Source organism: Burkholderia sp. BCC0322 (assembly GCF_902833045.1).
GTDB lineage: Bacteria > Pseudomonadota > Gammaproteobacteria > Burkholderiales > Burkholderiaceae > Burkholderia.
The window spans coordinates 790,487-815,406 of sequence record NZ_CADFDU010000002.1; the positions used below are offsets into that span (position 1 = coordinate 790,487).

The 24,920-nt window shown below is 68.5% G+C and carries 17 protein-coding genes; 7 read left to right on the plus strand and 10 right to left on the minus strand.

The features are described from left to right. Window positions 1-15 precede the first annotated feature (15 nt). The 5 genes from HWX39_RS09755 to HWX39_RS09775 all read right to left on the minus strand — a co-directional run bounded on the left by HWX39_RS09755 (window position 16) and on the right by HWX39_RS09775 (window position 6,972). Window positions 16-1,386 carry an MdtA/MuxA family multidrug efflux RND transporter periplasmic adaptor subunit gene (locus HWX39_RS09755; protein ID WP_175967386.1) on the minus strand — a complete coding sequence of 457 codons (1,371 nt, stop codon included), beginning with the start codon at window positions 1,384-1,386 and terminating at the stop codon, window positions 16-18. Between the two features lie 253 nt (window positions 1,387-1,639). Then, on the minus strand, window positions 1,640-2,464 hold the full coding sequence (locus tag HWX39_RS09760) for an IclR family transcriptional regulator (protein WP_175967388.1): 825 nt from the start codon (window positions 2,462-2,464) through the stop codon (window positions 1,640-1,642). A gap of 592 nt (window positions 2,465-3,056) precedes the next feature. Continuing rightward, entirely contained in the window at window positions 3,057-5,018 is a 1,962-nt protein-coding gene (locus HWX39_RS09765; RefSeq protein ID WP_175967390.1) for an alkaline phosphatase PhoX, read from the minus strand. A gap of 159 nt (window positions 5,019-5,177) precedes the next feature. Further along, window positions 5,178-6,371 (minus strand): ammonium transporter, encoded by a 1,194-nt coding sequence (locus tag HWX39_RS09770; RefSeq protein WP_175967392.1) that lies wholly within the window; start codon window positions 6,369-6,371, stop codon window positions 5,178-5,180. A 265-nt stretch (window positions 6,372-6,636) separates the two neighbouring features. Beyond that, window positions 6,637-6,972 (minus strand): hypothetical protein, encoded by a 336-nt coding sequence (locus HWX39_RS09775; RefSeq protein WP_175967394.1) that lies wholly within the window; start codon window positions 6,970-6,972, stop codon window positions 6,637-6,639. 193 nt (window positions 6,973-7,165) lie between these two features. Here HWX39_RS09775 and HWX39_RS09780 point away from each other — a divergent pair, with 193 nt between their 5' ends. The 4 genes from HWX39_RS09780 to HWX39_RS09795 all read left to right on the plus strand — a co-directional run bounded on the left by HWX39_RS09780 (window position 7,166) and on the right by HWX39_RS09795 (window position 9,633). Then, window positions 7,166-7,594, plus strand: coding sequence for a hypothetical protein (locus tag HWX39_RS09780; protein ID WP_175967396.1), 429 nt, complete (start codon window positions 7,166-7,168; stop codon window positions 7,592-7,594). Between the two features lie 90 nt (window positions 7,595-7,684). Continuing rightward, window positions 7,685-8,116: an Rrf2 family transcriptional regulator gene (locus tag HWX39_RS09785; protein ID WP_175951788.1), complete on the plus strand. Its 432-nt coding sequence runs from the start codon at window positions 7,685-7,687 to the stop codon at window positions 8,114-8,116. A 157-nt stretch (window positions 8,117-8,273) separates the two neighbouring features. Continuing rightward, on the plus strand, window positions 8,274-8,915 hold the full coding sequence (locus tag HWX39_RS09790; RefSeq protein ID WP_175967399.1) for an NAD(P)H-binding protein: 642 nt from the start codon (window positions 8,274-8,276) through the stop codon (window positions 8,913-8,915). A 247-nt stretch (window positions 8,916-9,162) separates the two neighbouring features. Beyond that, on the plus strand, window positions 9,163-9,633 hold the full coding sequence (locus tag HWX39_RS09795) for an Lrp/AsnC family transcriptional regulator (protein WP_175967401.1): 471 nt from the start codon (window positions 9,163-9,165) through the stop codon (window positions 9,631-9,633). A 55-nt stretch (window positions 9,634-9,688) separates the two neighbouring features. Here HWX39_RS09795 and HWX39_RS09800 read toward each other — a convergent pair whose 3' ends face one another. From HWX39_RS09800 to HWX39_RS09810, 3 genes are read right to left on the minus strand one after another with little or no spacing between them, the layout of a single operon-like run. Next, the gene (locus HWX39_RS09800) at window positions 9,689-10,462 is read right to left on the minus strand and encodes an ABC transporter ATP-binding protein (protein WP_175967403.1); all 774 of its coding nucleotides are present in this window, start codon (window positions 10,460-10,462) and stop codon (window positions 9,689-9,691) included. Window positions 10,463-10,466: 4 nt separating this feature from the next. Then, on the minus strand, window positions 10,467-12,155 hold the full coding sequence (locus tag HWX39_RS09805; RefSeq protein WP_175967405.1) for an iron ABC transporter permease: 1,689 nt from the start codon (window positions 12,153-12,155) through the stop codon (window positions 10,467-10,469). Further along, window positions 12,145-13,188, minus strand: coding sequence for a Fe(3+) ABC transporter substrate-binding protein (locus HWX39_RS09810; RefSeq protein ID WP_175967407.1), 1,044 nt, complete (start codon window positions 13,186-13,188; stop codon window positions 12,145-12,147). Before HWX39_RS09810 ends, HWX39_RS09805 begins: the two co-directional genes overlap by 11 nt. Window positions 13,189-13,431: 243 nt before the next feature. Here HWX39_RS09810 and HWX39_RS09815 point away from each other — a divergent pair, with 243 nt between their 5' ends. Beyond that, entirely contained in the window at window positions 13,432-13,593 is a 162-nt protein-coding gene (locus HWX39_RS09815; protein WP_006476417.1) for a hypothetical protein, read from the plus strand. Between the two features lie 147 nt (window positions 13,594-13,740). On the opposite strand, the gene HWX39_RS09820 is transcribed toward HWX39_RS09815, so the two are convergent. Both HWX39_RS09820 and HWX39_RS09825 read right to left on the minus strand, forming a co-directional pair. Then, entirely contained in the window at window positions 13,741-15,108 is a 1,368-nt protein-coding gene (locus tag HWX39_RS09820) for an amino acid permease (protein WP_175967409.1), read from the minus strand. A gap of 291 nt (window positions 15,109-15,399) precedes the next feature. Beyond that, on the minus strand, window positions 15,400-17,691 hold the full coding sequence (locus HWX39_RS09825) for an FUSC family membrane protein (protein ID WP_175967411.1): 2,292 nt from the start codon (window positions 17,689-17,691) through the stop codon (window positions 15,400-15,402). A gap of 183 nt (window positions 17,692-17,874) precedes the next feature. On the opposite strand from HWX39_RS09825, the gene recC reads away from it, so the two are divergent. After that, the gene (gene recC / locus HWX39_RS09830; RefSeq protein WP_175967413.1) at window positions 17,875-21,213 is read left to right on the plus strand and encodes an exodeoxyribonuclease V subunit gamma; all 3,339 of its coding nucleotides are present in this window, start codon (window positions 17,875-17,877) and stop codon (window positions 21,211-21,213) included. After that, window positions 21,210-24,920 carry an exodeoxyribonuclease V subunit beta gene (recB, locus tag HWX39_RS09835; RefSeq protein WP_175967415.1) on the plus strand — a complete coding sequence of 1,237 codons (3,711 nt, stop codon included), beginning with the start codon at window positions 21,210-21,212 and terminating at the stop codon, window positions 24,918-24,920. Before recC ends, recB begins: the two co-directional genes overlap by 4 nt.

The window sequence follows — 24,920 nt, forward strand, 5'->3', positions numbered from 1 at the left end:
CGAGCGGCCCGAGCGTTACTGGGCCGCGGGGGCCGCTGCCTGCGACGCGCCGTGCTTGTGTCCGCCGCGATGGCCGCCGGCATCCGATGCGCCCGACGCCGCGCCGGCGCCGCGCGCGCCCGACGCGCCTTTCGGCTTGTCGGCCGGGATCGAGATCTTCGCGCCCTCGCGCAGGCGGTCGGAGCCGTCGGTCACCACGCGCTCGCCGAGCGAGACGCCGCTGACGATGCTCGTGCGCTCGCCGTCGACCGGGCCGATCGTGACCTTGCGCACCGTCACCGTGTTGTCGGGTTTCACGACGTAGACGAACTGGCCGATCGAGCCGGTCAGCACCGCGGACGTCGGCACGATCGTCGCGTTGCGCAGCACGTCGACGAGCAGGCGCGTGTTCACGAACTGATTCGGAAACAGCATGCCTTCCTTGTTGTCGAAGTTCGCGCGCAGCTTGACCGTGCCCGTGCTCGTGTCGATCTGGTTGTCGAGCGTCGCGAGCGAGCCCGTCTCGAGCGGCACCGTGTTGTTGCGGTTGTACGCGGTGACCGACAGCTTCTGGCCTGCGTTCACCTGCTTGAGGATCTGCGGCAGGTTGTCTTCCGACGTCGTGAAGATCACGCTCATCGGCTGCAATTGCGTGATCACGACGATGCCGTTGCTGTCGCCCGGCGTCACGTAGTTGCCGGGGTCGACCTGGCGCAGGCCGACGCGGCCCGACACCGGCGCGGTGATGCGCGCATACGTGAGGTTCAGCTTCGCGGAATCGATCGCGGCCTGGTCGGTCTTCACCGCGCCTTCGTACTGCTTGACGAGTGACGCCTGCGTATCGACGGTCTGCGACGCGATCGAGTCCTGCGACAGCAGCGTCTGGTAGCGCTTCAGGTCGAGGCGGGCCGTCGCGAGCAGTGCCGCGTCGCGCGCATGCGTGCCTTCGGCGTTCTCGAGCGCCACCTGATACGGGCGCGGGTCGATCTGAGCGAGCACGTCGCCCTTCTTGACGATCTGGCCTTCCTGGAACGAGACCGACTGCAGGTAGCCCGACAACTGCGTCTTGACCGTCACGTTCGCGAGCGGCGTGACGGTGCCGAGCGCGGACAACACGATCGGCATTTCGCCCTGCGTCACGGTCGCGACCTGCACGGGCTGCGCAATGTTCGCCATCGCGGCGGGGCCGCCGCGGCCGCGGTGGCCGCCGGCACCACCGGCCGCGCTTGCGCCCGCGCCGCTCGCCGCCGTGCCGGCCGCCGGCGTGCGGTTCCACGGATGCCACCAGAGCAGGCCGCCGATGACGACGACCGCGAGCGCCCCGGCCATCAGCGTGCCGCGCGGGCGCCGCGCGGCGGGGGACGCGGGGTCTTTCGAAGGAGGCGTGGGTTTTTGTTCGTTATCCATCGTGATCTGTCAGGAAGACGGCGCGGCATGCCGGAAATCGGACTGCTGGGCTGCGCGTGGGCGAGCGGTGCCGGGAGGGGGCGCCCGGCTCGGTCCGGGCCCCCGCCGGTCTGCGCGGGAAAAGAGCGGTGCGCGCCGCGAGTGCGGCGCGACGATGGGCATGATCCTACGTCCCGTCCCCGTTACAGTCCAGTGGCCAATCTTTCATCGGGTTACGGTCGTTACAGAACGCGACAGGACGATGACGAAACGATTACACGCTGATGCGCCGGGCCGGCGCGCCGCCGATTTCGCGGGTGATTTTCGCGATGCATTCGTGCAGCGCGGGCACCACGTGTTCATGCAGCCATTCGGGCGGGCACTGGTGCGACGCGCCACCGCAATTCACCGAATAGCGCTGGCCCGACGGGCCGACGAAACCGGCCGCGACGGCATTCAGGCCCTCGCGCCATTCGCCGATCGCGATCGCGTGGCCGTCGCGCATCGCGTCGTCCAGTGCGGGGTTCAGGCGGGCGGACACATGCGGCCAGTCGTCGCCTGCCGTGGTGCGCAGCGACTCGAGCAGCAGGCGGCGTTCGTCGTCCTCGAGTGCGGCGAGATACGCGCGGCCTACCGCGGTGCGCGCGATGTCCATCCGCGAGCCGATTTCGAGGCGCGTGACGAGCACGGCCGAGCGTGGCCGGATCACGTCGATCGCGACCATGTCGAGCCGGTCGCGCACCGCGAGGTGCACGGACAGCGACGTGCGTTCGGCCGGCTCGATCATGAACGGCCGCGAACGCGCGCGGATGTCGAAGTTGCGCAGGAAGCCGTGGCTCAGTTCGAGGACCGATGCAGTGAGCACGAAGCGCTCGCTGTCGGGCAACTGGAACAGGAAGCCGGCGCTGACGAGCGTCGCGGTGATGCGCGAGACGGTCGGCTTCGGGATGCCGGTCAGTTCGGTCAGCTCGCGGTTGCTGACGGGCGCATCGGCCGCCGCGATGCGACGCAGGACGGCAAGGCCGCGGGCGAGGGCGGTGATCTCGTCGGGCGAGGATTCACGGTCCCGCGACGCGGGAGGGGTTACAGTTGTCGACACGAGGGATTCTCTCTAATTCCGAAACTCGATTTCAATTTTGTTGGTATTGTAGGACTATTGTCAAAGGATGCATATTCCGAGGGTGAACCGTTCATGGGATGAGATTTTACGGGTTCACCCTTGGTTTATTAGGAAAACGCTCAAATGAGTGTTGCCAGAAAGTGCATGAACCGGTGCAAATACCGCTTGACTTGTCGGGCGGAAACGGAAAGAATGTCTCACGTTTTCGAAACATCGTTTCAAGAGTTTAACCGGCGACGATGTTTCGCGCAGTCTCTCAGGTTCTAGCACGGCCCTCGGAATGGCTAGAACTTTTTTAGCGCCACGGTCTCCGTGGCGCTTTTTTTTGCCCGTCTTTCCGCTCGTCCGCCCGGACGCGTCAGGCCCGTATTATCCCCCGATCGTCGAAACCCCCTGTTTGAACGCAGGCGGGGGCTGTTTGCGCGCGCGCCTTGCGTGATTCGCATGCACAAAAAAAGCGCGATGCCCGCACGGGGCATCGCGCATCAAACGGCGTGGAGCGCCGACGAATGAACGGTGATGAAGAAAGGGCGGGCCCGGCCGGGAGGCAGGCCCTCCTCGCGTGGCCCGGTCAGGCCTTCGCGAGCTTGATGCCGGTCTGCTCGGCCGTCAGGTAGCCGACGCTGGCACCGAAGCGGTCCTTGAAGTTCGCGCGCACGAGCGGATCGAGCGTCGGCTTGACCTTGTCGTGCAGCGGCGATTCCCAGTCGCCCGCGTGCTGGAAGTTGCTCATGATGTACGTCCAGCCGTTGATCTCGTCGACCGCGTGCAGGCCCGTCGATTCGGCGCCGGCCGGGCACGACAGCACGCGTACCAGCGACTTCGTGTCGACGTTGTAGGCCCACAGGAAGTTGTTCACGTGCATGCCGGAGTCTTCGCCGATGAAGAGCGTGCGCAGCTTTTCGGAGAACTTCAGGTTGTCGGGGTTCGCGATCTTGTCCGGGTTCGCGAGGTTGCCGAGCCCGTCGGCCGCGGCGAGATCCTCGCCGACGAGCGCGGCCGGCGCGCCCATGTCGACCGGCACCCATTCGCTGTCGATCGCGCTGCCCGTCGTGTCGCGCTGGCCGCCCTTCAGGTTCAGCGCGTAGACGGCGCCCGCGGCGATCTTCTTGTCGACCGCGACGTCGCGCGACACCGCGTTGCCCTTGACCATCGACGTCTCGATCCGCGACATCGCCGTGTAGACGATCTTGTCCTTCGCGTTCACGGTCGTGCCTTCGAGCTTCGTGAACGCCATGCTGCCGCCGAGCAGCGCCGCGTAGCGGTGCGTCTCGAGGAACGCGGCCGCCTTTTCCATCCCCGGCTTCACGCGCATCCAGTTGAACTTGCCGCCGAAGTGGATCTTCGTGTAGCTCGCGTCGTTCGGGTCGGTGGTCGTCAGGTCCATGATGTCCGACGCCTTCAGCGTGTTCGCGAGTGCTTCGATCTCGCTGCTCGTCGCGTGGCCGATCCGGATCCACGTCAGCGTCGCGGTGCCCGCGCCGGCGGACGACGTCTGCGTCCACTTCGCGACGTAAAGCGTGCCGGCCGACAGGTCGGCCGCCTTGTCGGCGACGAACATGAACAGGCCGCCGTTGGTTGCGTCGTCACCCATCATCACGGTGCGCTGGTCCGGCATCACCTGGATCAGCTCGTGCGAGATGCGGCCCAGGCAGTAGTGCTTCTTCACGGTGCCGGTGCCGTCCGGATTCACGGTGATCTCGGGCAGGTGGCCGTAGTGGTAGGGGTTCGCCTTCGTCTCGTCGCCGAACGTGTTCTTGCTGAACGCCTTGAACTGCGCGTCGGTCGCGGCCTTCGTCGCGTCCGGCTCGTACTCCTCGCTCGACAGGTGCGTGCCCCACGGCGACAGGCTCGCGCCGCACGTGATCCACAGGCCGTGCGCCTTCGACGTGTCGACGTTGTGGTACTTGACGACCTTCAGCGCGCCGGTGGCGGGATCCTGGTCGAGCGTGAGCACCGCGATCGGCGACGGCAACTGGCCGTACTGCGATGCGCTGGCCTGGTCGCGCGTCGTGTATTCGAACTGCACGACCGCGAACACCGTGTTGCCCTTCACACCGGGCACGTTCGCATTCTTCAGCGTGAGCAGCGAACTGCCGTCCGGGCAGTCGGAATAGAACTGGCGCTCCTTGCCGGCTACCGAGCGATCGATGATCGGCTGGTTGTTGATGTCGTAGTAGCCGCCCGCGAGCGTCGTGCCGCCCTTGCCGTCCGGCACCAGGTCGCCGGTCACGAAGAACGGCCGGTACGCGAGCTTGAAGTTGCGCGACGAGCCGTCCGAGAACGACACCGACAGCGTCGAGCCGACCGTCGTCGTGGCCATCGCGGCCGCGTTGTCGAGCGTGGGGGCGGCCATCGCCGAGAACGTCGCCGACGTGTACGCGGCGGCGACCGGGGCCGGCGTCGACGCAGGATCGTCGCCGCCGCAACCCGTCAGCAGGGCCGGCAGCGCGAGGCCGGAAAGGGGAAGCATCGGCGCGCCGGCGAGGATCTTCAGGGCCTGACGACGGGAAGCATTGGGCAACGCGGGCATGTGGAGTCCAGTTTCAGTTGTTGGAAGAATGGCCTTCGCGAAGCAGGCGACTGACAAGCTCCGCGAAGGCAAATTGAAAACTGGACGGAAGTGTAGGGGTGCTAGATGAAAGTTTTTTGAATTGAAAACGTAATGACGTGCCGGGCGTGCGCCAGGCGCTCAATCGCGCTCGGGCGTGGCCGAAATGCGGTGGATCGACAGGTCCGCGCCGTCGAATTCGGCTTCGCGGTCGAGACGCAGCCCGACAGTCGCTTTCAGTGCGCCGTAGACGAGCGTGCCGCCGGTGGTTGCGATCACGATGCCGCCGAGCGTGCCGACGAGCTGCGACATGAACGCCACGCCGCCGAGACCGCCGAGTGCGGGCAGGCCGAACACGCCGGCCGCGAGGCCGCCGAGCGCGCCGCACATGCCGTGCAGCGGCCACACGCCGAGCACGTCGTCGATGCGCCACTTGTTCTGCACGCAGGTGAACATCGCGACGAACAGTGCGCCGGCCGCGGCGCCCGTCACGAGCGCGCCGATCGGGTGCATCACGTCGGAGCCCGCGCACACCGCCACGAGGCCCGCGAGCGGCCCGTTGTACGTGAAGCCGGGGTCGTTGCGGCCGGCCATCCACGCGGCGAGCGTGCCGCCGACCATCGCCATCAGCGAGTTCACCGCGACGAGGCCGCTGATCTTGTCGAGCGTCTGCGCGCTCATCACGTTGAAGCCGAACCAGCCGACCGCGAGCACCCACGCGCCGAGCGCGAGGAACGGGATGTTCGACGGCGGGTGCGCGGCGATCCGGCCGTCCTTCGCATAGCGGCCGTGGCGCGCGCCGAGCAGCAGCACGGCCGGCAGCGCGACCCAGCCGCCGAACGCATGCACGACGACCGAGCCCGCGAAATCGTGGAACGGCGCACCGAACGCGTGCGTGAGCCAGGCCTGCACGCCGAAGCGTTCGTTCCATGCGATCCCTTCGAAGAACGGATAGATGAAGCCGACGATGATCAGCGTCGCGACGAGCTGCGGATTGAACTTCGCACGCTCGGCGATACCGCCGGACACGATTGCGGGGATCGCCGCCGCGAAGGTCAGCAGGAAGAAGAAGCGCACGAGCGCGTAGCCGCTGTGCTGCGACAGCGTGCCGATGTCGTCGAAGAACTCGACGCCGTACGCGATCGTGTAGCCGATGAAGAAATACGCGAGCGTCGACACCGAGAAGTCGACCAGGATCTTCACGAGCGCGTTGACCTGGTTCTTCTTGCGGACCGTGCCGAGTTCGAGAAATGCAAAACCCGCGTGCATCGCGAGCACCATGACGGCGCCGATCAACAGGAACAGTGTGTCGACGCCGGATTTCAGACCAACCATACCGTGGCTTCCTTGCGCAAAAAACGGGCAAGGAACGCAAGTATCGAGCCAACTTGGTGAACGGCTGCGTGGAGTTGGTGCCGCAACGCCGCGTGGTGCGGCATTCCGGTGAATCCGTGCACGGGAAGGGGGCGCGACTGGCCCGAGCCCGGCGTGACGGCGGATGCACGCGTGTGGTGCGGCGCGTGCGGAACTGGTGCGCGCGATGTGGCGATTGGTGCGGCGTGGTGCGCGACGGGGCGCCGCTGCGCACCGTCGCGGCGCGTCAGTGGCGCGGGAACAGCAGGGGCGGCCGGCGCAGCCGCAGCGCGCATGCGAACCAGTATGCGGCGACGGTTGTCAGCCCGAGCGCGGCAAACGCGAGCGCGGCGAAGCCCGCAAGCGACTGGCCGTCGGCGGTAGGGCCGAGGATGCCTTCCGCGACGATCAGCGCGGCCGTCCAGAAACCGATCACGGCCTGCGTGAGCAGGCGCGCGGACGCGACGCGGCGCGGGCGCCCGCATTCGGCCAGGCGGCGCGCCGACGGCGGGCGCAGGCACAGGAACAGGGTGGCGGCGAGCACGGCGGCCAGGGCGATGAACCAGTCGACGAGGAAATCCATGAGAAAAAGGGGGCACGTCCAAAGAGGATTGAAGCGTGTCCACTTTAGTGTCCTCGCGTGTGCGATTGAATCAGACGAGTCCGAAATTGAAAGCCATTTTAAATAACGGAGTGCGATTGGCCCTGTTCCACAGGCGGTATCATCGACGTCGGTCCAACCACGAGGCCGCGCGACGCGCGGCCGGAGATTGCTGATGAACATGAAGACATCGCGCGCGCGTCGCGTGCCCGGATCCGTACTGACGGCCGTGGCTGCCGTTGCGCTGCTGTTGCTCGCGGGCTGCGAGAAGTCCGGTGCGCCGGTCACGCAACCCGATACGGCCGCGAGCGCGGCCGCCGATGCCGCGAACAACGCGGCCAAGGCGCTCGACCAGGTGGCGAGCACCGTCAACCAGCAGATCAACGCCGCGAAGGCCGGCATCGCGTCCGCGGCGTCGGCCGTGCCGCCGCTGTCCGCGAGCGGCCTCGCATCCGCCGCGCAGGCGCAGATCGACGCGGCCGCGTCCGCGGTCGTCGCGCATGCGGCTTCCGAGGCCGGCGCGAAGATCGCAGAAGCCGGCAAGAAGCTCCAGCAGTGGAGCCAGCAGAATACGTCGGGCGCCAAGCCCGCGAGCGGCGAGTGACGCGGGCTTGCATGATCCGCGAAATGTAATTATAGTGGTTACATATGTCGCCGGCCGCGGGATGGGCCGGCGTCGTCAGGTGAGTCAGGAATGAATACCAGCAGCCGGTTTGCATTTGCCGTCCACGTGCTTGCTTTGCTGTCGATGCAGGAAGGTGTGCCGCTGTCGTCCGATATCATCGCGGGCAGCGTGAACACGAATCCGGCGCTGATCCGCCGGTTGCTGTCGATGCTGGCAGCCGCGGGGCTGACCACGTCGCAGCTCGGCGCGGGCGGCGGTGCGCTGCTGGCGCGCGAGCCCGGCGCGATCACGCTGCTCGACGTGTATCGCGCGGTCGACGAAGCGCAACTGTTCGCGCTGCACCGCGAGGCACCGAACCCCGCGTGTCTCGTCGGACGGCATATCCAGGGCGCGCTGATCGGCTATATTGGTGATGCGCAGCGTGCGATGGAAGCGTCGCTCGCCACGCGTACGCTGGCGGACGTCACGGCCGACGTGCTGGATCTGGAGCAGCGCACGTGACATGCGGCGGGCGCCGGCGCGTAACCGGCGGCAGGCAGGGCAGGAAGCCGGGCGGCGCGAGAGGCGCGACGACCGGCGCAACGGGGGATTTGCCCCATTTTTTTCGATCTTATATGTAATCATGACGATTACATATTTTTCTTACTGGAGAATCGATATGACGCAACGTACCTTGAATATCGCGCTGTTCGGCGCCACCGGCATGATTGGCTCGCGCATCGCCGCGGAAGCCGCACGACGGGGCCATCGCGTGACCGCGCTGTCGCGCAATCCCGGCACGGCCGTCGACGGCATCACCGCGAAGGCGGCCGACCTGTTCGACGCGGCCAGCATCGCGGCAGCGCTGCCGGGCCATGACGTCGTCGCGAGCGCGTACGGTCCGAAGCAGGACGAGGCGTCGAAGGTCGTCGCGGCCGTGAAGGCGCTGGTCGCCGGTACGCGTCAGGCGGGGCTGAAGCGGCTCGTCGTGGTGGGCGGTGCCGGTTCGCTCGAAGTCGCACCCGGCAAGCAGCTCGTCGACAGCGAAGGTTTCCCGGAAGCGTACAAGGCGGTCGCGCTCGCACACCGCGACGCACTCGATTACCTGAAGACGGTCGTCGATCTCGACTGGACGTTCTTCGCGCCGGCCGCGCTGATCGCCCCGGGTGAACGCACGGGTACGTTCCGCACGGGCGTCGGCAAGCTGATCGCGGACGAGCAAGGCAACAGCAAGATCTCGGCGGAAGACTACGCGATCGCGTTCGTCGACGCGCTCGAGCAAGACAGCTTCGTGCGCGAGATCGCGACGGTCGCGTATTGAGCGGTGCGCGGGCCAGTGGCGCGTGGGCGCCGGGCTGGCCGCGACGCGCAGGAACGCCAGGCGATTCCACCTTGACGGGCGGGATCGCCTGTTTCATTTGGCGCGTGCCGTGTGCCGGCGGATTCGCTCGCGTCGCGCGCGCACCGGATCGGTATTTATACCGGTCGACGCGGTGAGGTGGTTTTCATATTGTTCCCCGTTGTGCAGGATGAATAGAATAAATTTCTATCTACGAGGGACTGGAGAAATGGACGCCATCGATCGCAAGCTGCTCGAGCTGTTGCAGTCGGATGCCACGCTGCCGATCGCGGAACTGGCACAGCGCGTGAACCTGTCGCAGACGCCGTGCTGGAAGCGCGTGCAGCGGCTCAAGGAAACCGGCGCGATTCGCGCGCAGGTTGCACTGTGCGATCCGCGCAAGCTCGGGGTCGGCACGACCGTGTTCGTCGCGATCCGCACGAACCAGCACACCGAGGAATGGGCGCAGCGTTTCACGCAGGCCGTGCGCGACATGCCGGAAGTGGTCGAGGTATACCGGATGAGCGGCGAAACCGATTACCTGCTGCGCGTCGTGGTGGCCGGCATCGACGATTACGACCGCCTCTACAAGCAGCTGATTCGCGCGGTGCCGCTGTTTGACGTGAGCTCGTCGTTCGCGATGGAGCAGATCAAGTATTCGACCGCGCTGCCCGTGCGCGATCTTGCCGAGCCCGCATAACGCGGCAACGAAACGCGGCAATGAAACGACGCGGGCGCGCATCGTGCCCGCGGGTTCAGCGGCCGCGCGCCAGTGCGCGTGCGCGTTCGTCGGCCAGCGCGTCGCGGCGCACGAAATCCGTGACGAACGGGCTGGCCGGATGGTGATGCAGCGCGTACGGCGTATCCCATTGCGCGAGCCGGCCGTCCTTCATCACGCCGATCCGGTCGGCAATGGCAAATGCTTCGGCCTGGTTGTGCGTGACGAGGATCGCGGTGTGGCCCGTGCGTTTCAGGATGTCGCGCAGCTCGAACGCGAGCCGCTCGCGCGTATCGACGTCGAGATTCGAGAACGGCTCGTCGAGCAGCAGCAGCTCCGGCGACGGCGCGAGCGCACGCGCGAGTGCAACACGCTGTTGCTGGCCGCCCGACAGTTCATGCGGATAGGCGTTGCCGGAATCGGCGAGGCCGACCAGTTCGAGCATCTCCGCGACACGCATGCGCCGTTCGTTCTTCGGCATCCGCCGCAACCCGAATGCGACGTTGTCTGCCGCGCTCAGGTGCGGGAACAGCGCGTAATCCTGGAACATCATGCCGATGCGGCGCCGTTCGGGCGGCACGTCGAGCGACGGCGCCGCGACGGGTGCGCCGTCCAGCACGATGCGTCCCATGCGCACCGGTTCGAAGCCGGCGATCGCGCGCAGCACGGTGGTCTTGCCGCAGCCCGACGCGCCGAGCAGGCAGCCGATGTCGCCGCGCGGCAGCGCGAGGCTCAGCCCGTCGACCACGGTGCGGCGTCCGTGCGGCGTATCGTAGGCGAGGCAGAGGTCGTCGAGTTCAAGCAGGTTCACGGTGTCAGGCTCCGATCTTGTGGCGGGTGCGGGCGAGCAGGATCACGGGCACGAGCCCGGCCAGCACGATCGCGAGCGCGGCGACCGCGCCTTCCTCGTAGGTGCCGCGCGCGGCTTCCGCATACAGCCAGGTCGCGAGCGTGTCGAAGTTCAGGGGGCGCAGCAGCAACGTCGCCGGCAATTCCTTCATCGCGTCGACGAACACCAGCAGCGCGCTCGTCGTGAGCGCGGGCCGCAGCAGCGGCAGGTGCACGCGGCGCAGCGTGCCGCCGGCCGTCTCGCCTAGCGAGCGCGCCGCGTGTTCGAGCGACGGCGGGATGCGCGCGAGGCCGGCTTCGATGCTGCCGGCCGGGATCGCGAGAAAGCGCACGGTATAGGCGATCACGAGCGCGGCCGCCGAACCCATCAGCAGCAGTCCGTCGCGGCCGAGTGCCGCGCCGAACAGCCGGTCGGCCGCGGCGAACGGGATCAGCAGGCCGATCGCGAGCACGGTGCCCGGCACCGCATAGCCGAGGCTCGCGATTCTCGCGCACACGCGGGCCGGCCCTGCACGGGCGCTGTCGCGTTGCGCGCGCGCGGCCCAGGCGACGACGAGCCCGCATGCGAGCGTCGCGGCGGTGGCGGCGGTGGCGATCGTCAACGTGTTCGCGAGCCCGGTCATCAGTTGTCCGGATACGCCGCCGACCAGATGCAACCGCTTGGCCGTCTCGACCACGAGGTACGCGGCCGGCGCGCCGAAGCCGAGCAGCACGGGCAGCCAGCCGAGCACGGCGGCGCTGAATGCGGCCGTGCCCGTCAGGCGGCGCGGGGCGATCGGCCGCATGCGTCGGCCATGCGCATAGCGCTGGCGACGGCGTCCGTAGCGTTCGAGCACGATCATGCCGACGACGATCGCGAGCATCGCGAGCGCGATCTGCGCGGCGCCGGCGAGGTCGGAGCGCGTGATCCATGTCGTGTAGACGGACACGGTCAGCGTCTGAACGCCGAGAAACTCCGACGCGCCGATATCGTTCAGCGTTTCGAGCAGCGCGAGGCTCACGCCGACCGCGATCGCGGGCCGCGCGAGTGGCACGACGACGCGCCAGAAGGTGGCGATGCGTCCCGCGCCGAGCGTGCGCGCGGCTTCGAGCAGGCTCGCGGACTGCGTGACGAACATCGCGCGCGTGCTCAGGTACACATAGGGATACAGCACGAAGCCGAGCACGAAGATCGCGCCCGGCAGCGAGCGCAGGTCGGGCAGGCGGAACTGGCGTGGGCTGTCGAAGCCGAGCAGCCAGCGGACCGCGCCCTGCACGGGGCCGATCGGGTGCAGCAGGTCGAGATACGCGAACGCGACGATGTAGGTGGGAACCGCGAGCGGCAGCAGCAGCGCCCACGTCAGTATCCGGCGGCCGGGAAAGTCGTACGCGGTGACGAGCCACGCGCAGCCCGTGCCGACGATCGACACGATCGCGCCGACGCCCGCAAGCAGCAGCAACGTATTGACGAGCGCCTGCGGCAGCACGAATTCGGCGAGATGCCGCCAGTGCGCGAGATCGGCGTCGAACGCGGCGGCCACGAGCACCGCGAGCGGCGCCGCGACCGCCGCCGCGATCGCCAGCGCCGCGATCAGCCACAGGCTGCCCGCGCGTGGCCTTGGGCGCGGCCGGCATGACTGGCCGCGCGCGCCGGCGGACGATGCGTCAGTTGTCAAAGCCGACCTTGTCGACGTGCTGGCTTGCCTGCTTGCGATGCTTCGCGATGTCCGTCAGCGGCAACGGATCGATCTTCAGCGTGCCGAAGCTTGCGATCACCGGGTCGAGCTTCACGTTCGCGCGCACCGGGTATTCGTAGTTCGCCTGCGCATACAGCGCCTGCGCTTCCGGCGACACGAGGTATTCGAGTAGCTTCACTGCGTTGGCCTTGTGCGGCGCGTGTTTCGCGACCGTCGCGCCGCTGATGTTCACGTGCGTGCCGCCGCTCTTCGCGTTCGCGAACGTCGGCCGCACGACCTTGATCGCGTCGCCCCATTTCCGCGCATCGCTACCGGGCTCGGCATTTTTCATGTGACCGACGTAGTACGCGTTCGCGAGGCCGACGTCGCAGATGCCGCCGAGGATGTCGCGTGCGACGTCGCGGTCGCCGCCCGTCGCCTTGCGCGCGAGGTTCGCCTTCACGCCGCGCAGCCACTTCTCGGTCGTCGCTTCGCCGTCGTGCGCGATCATCGCGGCGACGAGCGCCGTGTTGTACGGATGCTGGCCCGAGCGGATGCAGACCTTGCCCTTCCATTTCGGATCGGCGAGATCCTCGTAGCGGAACGCATCGACCTTCAGGTCCTTCTCGACGTACAGCACGCGGTCGCGCAGCGACAGCGCGTACCAGTCGCCGTTCGCGCCGCGCAGGTTCGCGGGAATCGCGTCGTCGAGCGCCTTGGAGCGCACCGGCTGCGTGAGCCCGCCGTCGACGAGATCGAGCAGGTTGCCGACGTCGACCGTCATCAGCACGTCGGCCGGCGACTGCGCGCCTTCCGCCTTCACGCGCTCGAGCAGGCCGTCCTTCACGAACACCGTGTTGACCTTGACGCCGCTCTGTTTCGTGAAGGCGTCGATGAGCGGCTGGATCAGCTTCGGCTCGCGGGTGGTGTACAGGCTCACTTCCTCGGCCGCATGGGCCAGCGGCGCGAATGCGGCCGCGGCAAGGGCGAGGGCGCCGGCGAGCGGCAGCAGGCGGGTGCGCGTGTTCGACATGAAGACTCCGGTGGGGCAGGCGGACGAAGGGAGCGTTCCGGGGCGCGCCTGCCGCCCGAGCGATCCGGAACATTACAAAATGAAAGACTCCGGATTCTAGATCGAAATGGGAATGATTATCAAATGAAAGCGTGCGGCGGGCGACGGGAAAGGGCGGGGCAGGGATCGGAAACGGGACGTCGCGGCGGTGGCGCAAGCGCGTAGAATGCCCGCTTCGATGAATTTGACGGAGTCGCCCCGACCATGAACGATCAGCGCAAGAAGAACCCTGTCCGCAACGTGAGCATCCTGATCGTCGTGGCCGTGCTGCTCGTGATCGGGACGATCCTGTACAACGCGATTTCGCAGAAGCACGCGTACGACGAGGCCCATCCGGCCGAGGCCGCGAGCGCGGCTTCGCACTGACGTGCCGATGCGCGGCCGGCGGGCCGCGCACGCAGGGGGCATGTGAAGGGGATGAGTGCCCGGCCGTTGGCGCGGTAGATCTCGCGCGGAGCCGGGAGAGAAGCGGGCACCGGAACCGGCGCGCCGCATACGCAGGTCAGTCGTGCGTCAACGTGACGCAGGTGCGAACTTCGGGCGGATCCGTGCGTAGAACACGACCGCGAGCAGCGCGAGCCAGGCCGCGCCGACATACAGCGCGACGCGCGTGTCCTCGAACCAGCCGAGCATCACGATCACGAAGCCCATGAACGCGATCGTCAGTGCCGGTGCGACCGGCCACAGCGGCACCTTGAACTTCAGCGCCGCGACGTCGGCGCTCGACAGCCGGCGGCGCATCGCGACCTGCGACAGCAGGATCATCAGCCACACCCACACGGTGGCGAACGTCGCGATCGCCGCGACCATCAGGAATACGTCCTTCGGCATCAGGTAGTTGAGCAGCACGCCGACGAGCAGCGCGACCGCCATCACGAGCACCGTGACCCACGGCACGCCGTGCCGCGACGTCGTCATCAGCACGCGCGGCGCCTGGCCCTGGCGCGCCATCCCGAACATCATCCGGCCCGCGCCGAAGATGTCGCTGTTGATCGCGGAGATCGCCGCGCTGATCACCACCAGGTTGAGGATCGTCGCGGCCGACTTCACGCCGAGCGCCGAGAAGATCTGCACGAACGGGCTGCCGTCGCCGCCGACACCCGTCCACGGGCTGATCGACATCAGGACGACCATCGTCAGCACGTAGAACAGCAGGATGCGCGCCGGCACCGCGTTGATCGCGCGCGGAATCACGCGCTCCGGATCCTTTGCCTCGCCGGCGCTCATGCCGATCACCTCGATCCCGCCGTACGCGAAGATCACGACCGACAGCGACGCGATCAGCCCGCCGACGCCGTTCGGCAGGAAGCCGCCATGGTTCCACAGGTTCGCGAACGTCGGCACGTCGGCCGAGTGGCCGAAGTGCATGCCGGTCAGCAGGATCGCGACGCCGCCGCCGATCATCGCGACGATCGCGCCGACCTTGATGATCGACAGCCAGAACTCGAGTTCGCCGAACACCTTCACGTGGCACAGGTTCAGCCCGCAGATGATCGCGACAACGCCGAGCACCCAGATCCATTGGGGGACATCCGGAAACCAGAAACCCATGTAGATGCCGAACGCGGTGATGTCGGCGATCGCGACGATCACCATTTCGAGCGTGTAGGTCCAGCCGGTGACGAATCCGGCGAACGGGCCGAGGTTCTCGGTCGCGTAGTGGCCGAAGGAGCCGGCGACGGGTTCGCGCACGGCCATCTCGCCGAGCGCACGCATCACCATGTAGACGGCCGCGCCGCCCAGGATGTACGCCAGGATCACGGCCGGGCCCGCGAGCTGGATCGCGGACGCCGAACCGTAGAACAGGCCCGTGCCGATCGCCGAACCCAGCGCGAGAAAGCGGATGTGCCGCGCGCTCAGGTGGCGCTGCAAGTTTTTCATCGTGTCTCCGATATCGTTATGCGACGGACCGGGCGAGCGGGGCCGGTCCGATTGGCTTAAGTTGTATATACAACTTAAATGTGAACGAATGATAACAAGCCGGGCCCGGTGACCGGAATCGGGTATTCCCTGACTGGCGTGGCGGACGCAATAGGGGACTCGGCGGTCGCGCTTCGAGGGCGCAGGCCGCGTGGAATGGGCGGGTCATGGTTCGGGGATCGCTGAATCGGGGAGCGCCGGGAGCCGATCCGCGGCGTGCGCGGGCGGGCCACCGGCGAGGTAAAGCCGCGGTCAGGCGGGCAGGCGGATCACGCTCGCATCCTTGCGGATCAGCAGCGACGACGCGAGCATCTGCTTGCACTGGTGCGCGAGCACCTTCAGGTCGTGCGTGAGCTCGGCACCCACCGCGTCGGATTTCTCCGCGGACACGACCATCGCGTCGAGGTCGCGCGTGATCTGCTTCGACGCGTCGAGCTGATCGGCGGGCGGCGGCTCGCCGGCCTCGGCCTTCTCGAGATTCTCGAGCACCGCGGCCAGGCCGCGATGCAGCGCGTCGTCGTGGAGGATGCTGCCGTCGGCCGCGCAGGCCGTGCGGATCAGCGGCGCGGCGGCCGTGATCTGCGCGCCGAGCACGTGCGTCTGCACCAGCAGGTCGTTCAGTTCGGGCACGAAGCGCTGGTGCGCCTTCGGCTCGATCATCATCCGCTGGAACGCCTGACCGAGATTCGCGAACGCGATGTGCACGTCCTTGCGCGCGAGGCGGTAGCGGTAGTCGTCGTCGAGCGTCGTGGCCGGTGTCTCGATGGCCGCGGCGACGACCGGCACGACGGCCGCGCCGTCGGCGGCCGGCACCGGCGGCGGCGACATGCCGCGCCCGGCGCGCCACACAGCCTCGAAATACTTGCGGGTGGCGGTGAGCATGTCGGCGACCTGCTTGCCCATCAGCCGGTATTCCCAGTACGGGAACAGCCGGCTCGCGGCGATCGCGATCATGCAGCCGACCACCGTGTCGATCGCGCGCTCGCCGATGATCCGCATGCTGCCCGGCGCGAGCAGGTGGAACATCAGCAGCACGTACGATGACGTGAACACGACGCTCGCCGCGTAGTTGAACAGCAGCAGGCTGTAGCTCATCACCATCGACCCGAACATGATCGCGATCAGCAGGTGCGGCTCCTTCACCGTGTAGATCAGCGCGATGCTCGCCGCGCAGCCGATCAGCGTGCCGATGATCCGCTGCGCGTTGCGCTGCTTGGTGAGCGAGTAGCCGGGCTTCAGGATGATGATGGTCGTCATCACGATCCAGTATGCATTCGTGAGCGGCAGCAGCCGGCCGAGCCAGAACCCGACCGCCACCGCGATCGTCACGCGCAGCGCGTGGCGGAAGCTCGGCGAGCGCATGTTCAGGTTCGAGAAGATCAGCAGCGGCGACATCCGGCGACGCTGCAGGAAGCGCGTGAGCGCCTTGTCGATCTTCAATTCGGTCTGCTGCGGATCGGCGTGGCCCGACAGGTTGCGGCGCATCCGCTCGATCAGGCGCGTCGCGCTCCAGATCCGCCGGAACGTGGCGAGCACGGCCGCATACGCTTCCGCGTTGGTGGCCGGGAAGTTCTTCTTGCGCATCAGCTCGATCTCGTACTCGATCGCGCGCAGCTCGGCCTTCACGCTGATCCGCGAATGCGGTGCGCGGTTCTCGAGCACCGCGAGGCCGATCTCCTCGAGATCGGCGGCCGCCTTGCGGATCAGGTCGCGGTAGAAAATGATCAGATCGGAGCCGCCGAACGTATTGCGCACCAGCGGGTAGTCGGTGTGCGCGCCGACGAACAGCTCGTGCAGGTCGACGCTGTTGATGAACAGGTTGTACATCGTCGTGCGGCCGGGGTCGAGTTTGCCGCGCCGCAGCTTCGGCAGGTTGCGCAGCACGATGTCGCGCGCGGTTTCCTGCGTCTCGACCGCGGTGATCTGCTTCGCGACGAGATTGCGGTAGCACTCGTCGAGATCGGCATCGAGATCGTAGAACTGCGCGCGCGCGAGCAGGTAGTCGGCGCACGCGAACAGGCTCTCGGCGAGCGCCTGCTGCTCGATCCGGCGCGCCTGCCATTGCGACACGAGCGTGGCCCAGTACGTGTACCAGAGGCCGCCCGCGAGAATCCAGCCGGCGTTGACGAACGCCTGCAGCGGCGTGAACTTCTCCTCGAGCGTCATCACCATCATGAACAGCGTGGCGAAGCTGATCTGCGGCCAGCGGTTGCCGTAGACGACGATCAGCGACAGCACGAAGGTGAGCGGCACGATGGTGAGCCACAGCACGAAGATGTTCGGTGTCGCGAGGCCGGTTGCGAGCGCGGCCAGAAAACCGATCACGCTGCAAGCGAGCATTTCGTTGTGCTTGTACTTGAGCGGGCCCGGCATGTCGACGACGCATGCGCCGAGCGCGCCCGTCGAGATCGTGAAGCCGAGCTCCCGGTTGTGAAACACGATCAGGCACAGCACGGCCGGCAGCGAGACGCCGACCGCGATCCGCAGGCCGCCGAAGAAGTACTGGCTGTAAAAAAACTTTCTGATTTCGACCGAATAGCGCATCGATGGGCTGAATGGCAGACGAAGACGCCCGGGGGCGGCATCTTGACTGGCGACGAGTCTATCGTATTTCGCGGTCCGCAAAACCTGGCCGTCCGGCCGATGCTCGCGGCGGCGGACCATTTGCTATCCTTCGGGAACCTGTTCGCCCGGTTCGGCCGGCGCGAGAATCCGACGCCCCGCCTCATGCTCCATCTGTTCTATTCGAATCGTCACGAAACGCTGGCCGACGCGCTGCTCGAGGATCTGGCCGCGTTCCCGGCCCGCAACGGCCCGTGGGCGCCGCAGCAGGTCATCGTGCCGAGCGCGGCGCTGCGCCGCCGTCTCGAGCTCGACATCGCCGCGCGCAACGGCGTGTGCGCGAACGTCGAGTTCTCGTATCTCGCGCAATGGCTGTGGGCGCAGATCGGCCGCGTGATGGAGGTGCCCAAGCGTTCGCCGTTCGCGCCCGACCGCCTCGTGTGGCGCTGCTACCGGCTGTTCGCGCAGGCGTCCGACGGGGCGCCGTGGCTCGCGTCGCCGCGGCTGGCCGCGTATCTGTCCGCGTCCGACGATGCGATGCGCTACGAGCTTGCACACCGCGTCGCGGCCGTGCTCGATCATTACCTGACCTATCGCCCCGAATGGCTGGCCGCATGGCAGGCCGGCGAGTCCGTGCTCGCGGGCGACGCCGCGCCGCGCGGGATCAGCGACGCCGCGCGCGACGACGAGCGCTGGCAGGCCGCGCTGTGGCGCGCGCTGCTGGCCGAGCTGAGCGACAGCGGCACGCCGCCGGCGCACCGTTTCCTCGTCGAGGCGCGCCATCTCGATCCTGAAACCATTGCGCGTGCGGACTGGCCGGAATCGGTCGCCGTGTTCGCGCTGCCGACGATGCCGCCGCTGCATGTCGCCTTGCTGCGCGAGCTGTCGCGCTGGATCGACGTGCGCGTCTATGCGCTGAACCCGTGTCGCGAGTTCTGGTTCGACATTGTGACCGCCGCGCATGCCGAGGCGCTCGATGCGGCCGGGCGGCTCGACTACCAGGAAGTCGGCCATCCGCTGCTTGCCGAATGGGGCAGGCAGACCCAGGCGCAACTGCACATGCTGCACGAGCTGACTGAAAGCGCCGCGTCGGGCGACGCGGCGCGGTTCGTCGAGAATCCCGAGCCGACGTGGCTCGCGCGCGTGCAGAACGCGATCCTCGAATTGCGGCCGGAGGCGGAAACCGGCGACACGCCGGCCGAGCGCGGGATCGAGGTGCACGTGTGCCACAGCCTCGCGCGCCAGCTCGAGGTGCTGCACGACCGGCTGCTCGCGTGGTTCGACGCCGATGCGAGCCTGCAGCCGTCCGACGTGCTCGTCGCGGTGGCCGATCTCGCGGCGGCCGGGCCGCTGATCGACGCCGTGTTCGGCACGGCTGGCACCGGCGGTGCCCGTGTGCCTTACCGGATCACCGGCCTGCCGCCGTCGCAGGCGAACCCGGTCGCGCGCGTGCTGCTCGACTGGCTCGCGTTGCCGGAGCGGCAGGTCGGTGCGCCCGAACTGGTCGAATGGCTGCGCGTCGACGCGGTGGCGGCGCGCTACGGCATCGATGCGGCGGCGCTGGAGACGGTGCAGACCTGGCTCGCAGCCGCCGGCGCGCGGCGCGGACTGTCGCCGCGCGCGAGCGACGACGCGGCCGTGCCCGCGCCGCGCCATACGTTCTCCGATGCGCTCGCGCGGCTCTTTCTCGGTTATGCGATGCCGGAGGGCGCGGCGCCGGTCGGCGCGTGGCTGCCGATCGAGGCGGCCACCGGCAGCGAGGCCGAACTGCTCGGCCGGCTCGCGCGCTTCACCGACGATCTCGACGGCTTCGCGCGGCGGCTGGCCGAATCGCATACGCCGCAAGGCTGGAGCGAGCTGTTCGCCGATACGCTCGCGCGTTTCTTCGATTCGGGCGCCGCGTATGCGGATGCGCTCGCGGGCGTGCGCGACGCGCTCGACGCGATGCTGGCCGCGATGACGGAGGGCGCGCCCGACGTCGCGCTGCCGGCAGCCGTCGTCCGGGCGGGCTTGGCCGCCGCGCTCGACGATCCGGCGCGCGGCGGCGTGCCGTGGGGCGGCGTCACGTTCTCGTCGCTGACGAGCCTGCGCGGCCTGCCGTATCGCGTGGTCTGCCTGCTCGGGATGGACGATGGCGTGCTGCCGAGTCTTGCGCGCGCCGACGAATTCGACCTGATGGCCGTGTTGCCGAAGCTCGGTGACCGCCAGCGCCGCGACGACGAGCGCAACCTGTTTCTCGACCTGCTGCTCGCGGCGCGCGACCGGTTGATGATTGCCTACACGGGCCGCAGCATTCGCGACAACGCGCCGCTGCCGCCCGCGGCACTCGTCGACGAGCTGCTCGATCATCTCGCGCTCGTCACGGCCGGGCCCGACGCGCCGCCGGACGCGGTCGAGGCCGCGCGGCGCGCATTCGTCGTCGAGCATCCGCTGCAACCGTTCGCGGCCGCGTATTTCCAGCCCGGCAGCGCACTCGTTTCCTACGATGCCGAGCGTGCGGCGCTCGCGACGCTGCTGGCCGCCGAGGCGTCGGGGGACGGCCCGCGCGAGCTGCCGTTCTTCGCGCAGCCGCTGCCGGCCGAGCCGGTCGAGCCGGTCGCATTCAGCGAATTCGAACGCTTCTGGCGGCATCCCGCGCGTGCGCTGCTGCGCGCGCGGCTCGGCATCGTGCTTGCCGACGCACAGGCCGAACTGCTCGACACCGAGCCGTTCGCGCTCGACTTCACCGGCAGCGATGCGCTCGCCGAGCGCGTGCTGCCGCTGCTGATCGAGTCGGACGAGGGCCGCGTGCACGATCACGCGCTGCGCATTGCGGACGCGAGCCCCGAACTGCCGGGCGGCGCGACGGGCGCCGTGTGGCGCGATCAGGCGCTTGGTTCGATGACGCAGCTCGCGTCGAACGTGCGCCGCGCGCTGGCCGACGGGATGGAGCGGCGGCCGTTCTCGCTCACCGTCATGCCCGTCTGGCCCGACACGGAGCAGGCGCTGTTCGGCGCCGACGACGCGCTGCTGTCGGGCGACGCGGTGAGCGCGCCGCTCGAACTGCACGGCACGCTGAACCGGCTGACGCCGGCCGGGCAGATCATCTACCGCTACGCGCGGCCGAGTGCGCGCGACTACCTGTCGGTGTGGCTCGCCCATCTCGTCTACTGCGCGGTGGATCCCGGTGGCCCGCGCCGCACGCTGTGGTTCGGTAGCGGCGGTGCATTCGAGCTGACGCCGGTCGCGGCGCCGCTCGAGCGGCTCGCGCCGCTGGCCGCGCTGTTTCGCGCGGGGCGTCGCATGCCGTTGCGGTTTTTCCCGCGCAGCGCGTGGGCGAGGGTGTCCGACGGCGAGGCGAAGGCCGCGAGCGTCTGGATCAACGAACGGGTCGTGAGCGAGGCCGACGATCCGGCCATCGCGATCGCGTGGCGCGGTGCGCATGCATCGCTCGACGAGCCGTTCGGCACGCTCGCGCGGCTCGTGTTCGATCCGCTCGTCGAGCATCTGAAGGAGGTCGCATGAGTGCCGGGTCGCAGCCGCAACAGGCGAGCGAACTCGACGTGTTCGCGTGCCCGCTCGACGGCGTCAACCAGATCGAGGCATCGGCCGGCACCGGCAAGACCTGGAACATCTGCGCACTCTATGTGCGCCTGTTGCTGGAAAAGGATCTCGGTGCGGACGAAATCCTCGTCGTGACCTTCACGAAAGCGGCGACTGCCGAGCTGCACGAGCGGATTCGCGGCCGGCTCGCGCAGCTTGCGCATGCGCTCGACACGGGTGACGACGGCGGCGATCCGTTCATCGCGCGCCTGCTCGAAACCACGCTCGGCGAAAGCGGCGCGCTCGATCCCGAGACGGCTGCGAAGCGGATCCGGCGCGCGCTGCGCGCGTTCGACCAGGCCGCGATCCATACGATTCACGCGTTCTGCCAGCGCGCGCTGCAGGAAGCGCCATTCGCGGCGGCGATGCCGTTCGCATTCGACATGGAGGCCGACGACGCGTCGCTGCGCTTCGAACTCGCAGCGGATTTCTGGCGCACGCGCGTCGAACCGGCGGCCGCGCGCTGGCCGGGCTTTGCGACCTGGCTCGTCGAATCGGGCGCGGGCCCGGCCGCGCTCGATGCCCAGCTTGCGCGCCGGCTGAAGAAGCCGCTTGCCGCGCTGCGCTGGGACGGCGTGAGCGAGCCGGACGACTCGGCCGAGGCGGCGGCTGCCGAATGCTTCGCCGAGGCCGAGCGGATGTGGGCGGCCGAGTGCGAAGCGATCGATGCGTTGCTGCGCACCGCGCAGCCCGCGCTCAACCAGCGTTCGCACAAACCCGAAGCGGTTGCCGATGCGCTTGCCGCATGGGCCGCGCATTTCGCGCAGGGCAACGCGACGGCCGCGCTGCCGAAGGCCGCACTGAAGCTCACGCGCACTGCATTGGTGAAGGCGACGAAAAAAGGCGGCGCGACGCCTGAACACGCGTTCTTCGACGTGGCCGATGCGCTCGAAGCGGCCGTGGCGGCGGCCGAGGCCGCGCAGCGCGCGCGCTGGCTCGCGCTGATCGCCGAATGGCTCGACATGGCGCCGGGCGAACTGGCCGAGCGCAAGCGCACGCGGCGCGTCGTCTCGTTCGACGATCTGCTCACGAACCTGTACCACGCGCTGCATGCACATCCGTGGCTCGCGCAGACGCTGCGCGCGCGCTATCCGGCCGCGCTGATCGACGAGTTTCAGGATACCGACCCGCTGCAGTTCGCGATCTTCGACCGGATCTTCGCGCCGGGCGGGCCGCTCTTTCTCGTCGGCGATCCGAAGCAGGCGATCTACAGCTTCCGCGCGGCCGATCTGCATACCTATCTTGCCGCGCGTGCCAGGGCGAGCGCGTGCTACACACTCGCGGTCAACCAGCGTTCGACGCCCGCGATCGTCGATGCGTGCAACCGCTTCTTCATGTCGAATCCGCGCGCGTTCGTGCTCGACGGGCTCGATTACTACGCGGTGCGCGCGGGCACGCGCGTGCGCGCGCCGTTCGTCGACGCGACCGATCCGGGCCCGGCCGGCGACTTTCGGGTGTGGGCGTTGCCGGGCGGCGAAGCCACGTTGCTCAAGCGTGAGGCGCAGGCGCAGGCCGCGCAGGCCTGTGCCGCCGAGATCGCGCGGCTGATGCGCGGCGCGCGCGAAGGGCGCGTGCGGCTCGGCGATACGCCGCTGTCGCCTGGCGATATCGCAGTGCTCGTGCAGACGCACCGGCAAGGCAGTCTCGTGAAGCGCGTGCTGGCCACGTGGGGCATCGGCAGCGTCGAACTGGCGCAGGCCTCGGTGTTCTCGACCGGCGACGCCGAGCAGCTCGAGCGCGTGCTGGCGGCGATCGATGCCCCCGGCGACCTGCGGCGCTTGCGTGCGGCGCTCGCATCCGACTGGTTCGGCCTCGATGCCGGTGCGCTGTGGCGGATGGAGCAGGGCGACGGCGACGCGCAACGTGAAGCATCGGCGGCCGATGGTGCCGACGCGATGAGCTGGGTCGAGCGCTTCTCGCGGTATCGGCTGTTGTGGCGCGAACGCGGCTTTGCGGTGATGTGGCGCACGTTCACGCGCGAGCTGCGGGTTGCCGAACGCCTGATGGCTGGCGCGGACGGCGAGCGTCGCGTGACCGACATCAACCATCTGGCCGAACTGACGCAGGCGCGCGCATCCGCGCAACCGGGCATCGCGCCGACGCTGCGCTGGCTTGCCGCGCAACGGCTCGGCGGCGGCGGCGAGGAAGCGCAGCTGCGTCTCGAATCCGATCGCAACCTCGTGCAGATCGTCACCGTGCACAAGTCGAAAGGCCTCGAATACGCGATCGTGTTCTGTCCGTTCCTGAACGACGGCGGGTTGCGCGAGCCGCCCGCGTCGGCGCTGCCGGATGCGCGCGAATATCACGACGACGCGGGCGACGCGGTGCTGCATTACGGATGCGACGATGAGGCGGCCGCACATGCGGCGCGGCAGGCGTTGCGCGAGCAGGCCGCGGAGCGCGCGCGGCTCGTCTACGTGGCGCTCACGCGGGCGGTCTATCGTTGCTACGTCGTCGCCGGGCCGTACCTGTCGTCGCGCTCGACGCGCGAAGCGCGGCGCAGCGTGCTCAACTGGCTCGTTGCCGGCGCAGGCCAGTCGTTTGACGCATGGCTCGACGAGCCGCCCGACGAAGCCGCGCTCGATACGGCGTGGCAGGCGCTCGCGGGTGGCCCCGTGAGCGTTGCGCCGCTGCCGGCGCCGGCGCGACCCGAGCGTCTCGCGGCCGGGCACGACGCGTCGCAGACGCTCGCGGCGCGCCATACGACGCGCATGCTGCGCGATGCGTGGCGGATGGCGAGCTTCAGTTCGCTGACCGCGTCGATGGCGCGCGAGGAAGCGGGCGTCGCGGCGGTACCTGATGACGAACTGCGGCCCGATCACGATGCGCTTGCCGCGGCGGTGCCGGATGGCGAGTGGCCGTGGGTCGACACGGTCGCACCCGAGCCCCCGGACGACGACATCCTCATGTTCCCGCGCGGCGCGGCGGCCGGCGAGTGCCTGCACCGCCTGTTCGAACTCAGCCGGTTCACGGAGCCCGAGTCGTGGCCCAGGGCCGCGCTCGGCGCGCTGCACGACCGGCCGGTCGAAGCCGAGCCCGAACTCGCGACACGCCTGCCGGCGATGATGGTGCAGCTGGTCGACGATGTCGTGCGCACCGAGCTCGTGCCGGGCATGCGGCTCGCCGATCTCGATCCGGCGAAGCGGCTCGACGAAATGGGTTTCCTGTTCCCGGCGCCGTCGCTCGACCTGACGGCGCTGCGCCGCCTGCTGGTCGCGCACGGCTACCCCGACGTTGCACTGGAGGCGGGCACGCTCGCCGGTTTCATCAAGGGTTTCATCGACATGATCGTCGAACACGACGGCCGCTTCTGGATCGTCGACTGGAAGTCGAACCATCTCGGCACGACGCCGGACGCCTACGGCCCGCGCGCGCTCGACGTCGCGATGGCCGATCACGCGTATCACCTGCAGGCGCTGCTCTACACGGTCGCACTGCATCGCTACCTGCGCGGGCGGCTGCCCGACTACGACTACGACACGCATATCGCGGGCTACCTGTACCTGTTCGTGCGTGGTGTGCGGCCCGACTGGCGCAGCGACGGCGAGCCGGCCGGCGTGCATGCGCGGCGGCCCGAGCGCGCGCTCGTCGACGCGCTCGACCGGATGATGGAAGGGGGCCGCGCATGA